Annotated in this window: 3 protein-coding genes and 2 pseudogenes; 4 read left to right on the top strand and 1 reads right to left on the bottom strand. The window is 79.0% G+C overall.

The features are described from left to right. Nucleotides 1-485: AraC family ligand binding domain-containing protein (locus SSBG_RS02265; RefSeq protein WP_008744618.1), on the bottom strand; the 485-nt coding region annotated here is incomplete at its 3' end. Between the two features lie 102 nt (nt 486-587). On the opposite strand from SSBG_RS02265, the pseudogene SSBG_RS34095 reads away from it, so the two are divergent. The 4 genes and pseudogenes from SSBG_RS34095 to SSBG_RS02255 all read left to right on the top strand — a co-directional run. After that, nucleotides 588-1451: pseudogene (locus tag SSBG_RS34095) on the top strand (ABC transporter transmembrane domain-containing protein); the annotation flags it as partial. A gap of 26 nt (nt 1452-1477) precedes the next feature. Beyond that, nucleotides 1478-2077 (top strand): annotated as a pseudogene (locus SSBG_RS35595) (hypothetical protein); the annotation flags it as partial. A 75-nt stretch (nt 2078-2152) separates the two neighbouring features. Beyond that, nucleotides 2153-2350, top strand: a complete 198-nt coding sequence (locus tag SSBG_RS34085; RefSeq protein ID WP_234010787.1) for a hypothetical protein — start codon at nt 2153-2155, stop codon at nt 2348-2350. Further along, the coding region (locus tag SSBG_RS02255; RefSeq protein WP_037868743.1) for an ABC transporter transmembrane domain-containing protein at nt 2347-2922 on the top strand (576 nt) is incomplete at its 3' end. The genes SSBG_RS34085 and SSBG_RS02255, both read left to right, overlap by 4 nt.

Here is a 2922-nt window from a genome sequence, read left to right as displayed (position 1 = left end):
GTCGCGCGGCATCGGACCTCGATCGTCGTCACCTCGACGGGCCGCAGCAGGTCGGGCAGGAGCGCCTCGGCACGGGCGCGCGGGCCCGGCTCCAGCGGCGTGTCCGCGAGGTGGGTGATCAGTTCGCGCAGCAGCGGGCCCACCGCGACCACGGTCGGGCCCGGCCAGCGCACGGGGGAGAGCCGGGGCGCGAGGTAGACGCTCCGCATGAGCGCGGGACGCGTCGCCCCCGTCGTGTGCGGGGTCCCGGCCGGTATCCACAGCGCGAGCGTCGGCGGCAGCACCCAGGAGTGCGCGCCGATGTCCACCGTGAGGGTCCCGGCCGCCGCCCAGGCGAGCTGGTGCGCGGAGTGCTCGTGGCGGTCGAAGCGACGGCCGCCCGGCATCTCGAAGTTCATGACCCGCAGGGCGCCCCGGGCGTCACCCGCCGCCGGGTCCCCGGCGCCGGGACCGCGACCGGGCGCGGGTTGTCTGGTGAGCGACATGGCGCGTCACCGTATCGCACGCCCGTCAAACTTAGCCAGTCCTAACCTGAGGCGGGAGCCCTCCGGAGCCCCCGGCCCCCGCCGATCACACCCCCGAAGGTGATGCCAGTGAAGCCCCCCGCGCAAGGCGCCCCGCCCGGCGCCCCGTCCGCCGTCCCGTCCCCGCGCGGGCCCGGCGCGGTGCTCGTGGCGGCGGCCCGTTCCGTACGGGGCCCGCTGCTCGGCTCGCTCCTGCTGCTCTCCGGGCACCAGGCGGGCGAGGCGCTGGTGCCGGTCGTCGTCGGCGTCGTCGTGGACCGCGCCGTGGACGGCGGCGCCGCGGGGGCGCTGCTCGGCTGTCTCGCCCTGCTCGCCGCCGACTTCCTCTTCCTCTCGCTCTGCTACCGCTTCGGCTCCCGCCTCTCCACCACCGCCCGCGAGCACTCCGCGCACCGCCTGCGCGTCCGGCTCGCGGGACGCCTCCTCGCCCCCGACGGCGCCGCGGGGCGCGACCGGCTCCCCGGCGACCTCCTCACCGTCACCGGCTCCGACGCGCAGGTGGTGGGGCAGTTCACGAGCTGGCTCGGCATGACGACGGGCAACCTCGTCGCCGTCGGTCTCGGCGCCGCGCTCCTGCTGCGCATGTCCCTCCCCCTCGGCCTCCTCGTCCTCCTCGGCACCCCGGCCGTGCACCTCCTCATGAACCGCGCGGGCCGCCCGCTGGAACGCCGTGGCGCCGCCGAGCAGGCCGCCGCCGCCCGCGCCGCCGCCACGGCCGTGGACCACGTCAACGGGCTGCGCGTCCTCAAGGGCCTGCGCGCCGAGCGCACCGCGCTGCGCCACTACGCGGCCGTCAACCGCGAGAGCCTGCGCGCGACCGTCGTCGCGGCGCGCACGGAGGCCGCGCTGGACGGCGCCGGGGCACTGCTCGCCGGGGTGCTCGTCGCCGTCGTCGCCCTCGTCGCGGGGCGCCTCGCGCTCGCCGGGGACCTCGGGCTCGGGGAACTCATCGCGTGCGTGGGCCTCTGCCAGTTCCTCCTGTCGCCGATCCAGGGCCTCCTGGAACTGGGCCCCGCGCTCGCCCGCGCCCGCGCGAGCGCGCGCCGCGTCGCCGTCCTCCTCGACGCGCCCGGACCGCCGCCCGCCGCGGCCCGGCCGCCCGAGGGCGCGCCGGTGCGGGGCGGGCTGACGGTACGGGGCCTCGCGCACGAGGCCCTGCGCGGTGTGGACCTCGACCTCGCGCCCGGCGAACACCTCGGCCTCGTCGTGCCCGACCCGGTCGCGGCGGCCGAACTCCTCGCCTGCCTCGCGGGCGACCTGCTCCCCGCGCACGGGGCCGTGCGCCTGGACGGCGCCTCCCGCTCGGCGCGCTCCCCCGCGCGCGGGCCCGCACGGCCGTCCTCGTGGCGCCGCACCAGGCGTACCTCTTCGACGGCACGGTCACCGACAACCTCCGCACCGGCGAGGACGAGCCGGCGGAGGCGGCCACGCGCGCCGACACCGCCGCGCTCCGGGCGGCGGCCGCCACCGATCTCGTCGACGCCCTGCCGCACGGCGCGGCGACCCGGATCGGCGAGCGCGGCGCCTTCCTGTCCGGCGGCCAGCGCCAGCGGCTCGCCCTGGCCCGCGCGCTGCGCGCCGCACCGCCCGTGCTCGTCCTGCACGATCCGACGACGGCGGTCGACGCGGTGACCCAGACCCGCGTCGCACGCGGTGTCCGCGCCCTGCGCGCGGGCCGCACCACCCTCCTCCTCACCTCGTCCCCCGCCCTCCTCGCCGCCTGCGACCGCGTCGCCGTCCTGCACGAGGGCCGCGTGACCACGAGCGGCCCGCACTCCGAACTGCTCGCCACCGACAGCTTCTACGGGGAGGTGGTCAGCGCATGAGCACCGTGAAAGGCACCCCGGCGCCGGGCCGAGGACCCGGGACCGCCACGCCGGACGCCGCACCCTCCGCGCCGGAGGCCGCCACCGCCATGCCGGACGCCACTACCGCCGCACCGTCCACCGCGCCGTCCCCCGGCGCCCCGCACCTGCCCCCGTCCCGCGACGGCGGGTCCGGCGACGCCCCGCGTCCCCTGCTGCCCACCGCGACGCCGCGCCGGACCAGGGCCGCGGCCCGGGAGCTGACGCGGCCCCACCGGTGGCGGGCGCTCGCCGCGGTCGCCGTCTTCGCGGGCGAGGCGGCGGCGGGGCTCGCGGGCCCCTTCGCGCTGGGACGGATCGTGGACACCGTGCGCGAGGGCGGGACGAGCGGTGCCGTCGTGGGGGCCGCGCTCGTGCTTCTCGGGGCCGCGTTCGTCCAGGCTCTGCTGACCGCGACGGGGGCGGGGCTCGTGGCCCGCGTCGGGGAAGGCGCGCTGGCGCGGTTGCGGGAACAGGTCGTCGCCCGTGCCCTCGCGCTGCCCGCGCAGCGGGTCGAGGAAGCGGGCACCGGCGACCTCGCCGCGCGCATCGGC

Origin of the sequence: Streptomyces sp. SPB074 (assembly GCF_000154905.1) — a bacterium.
GTDB lineage: Bacteria > Actinomycetota > Actinomycetes > Streptomycetales > Streptomycetaceae > Streptomyces.
This window is presented reverse-complemented; position numbering and strand designations above follow the sequence as displayed.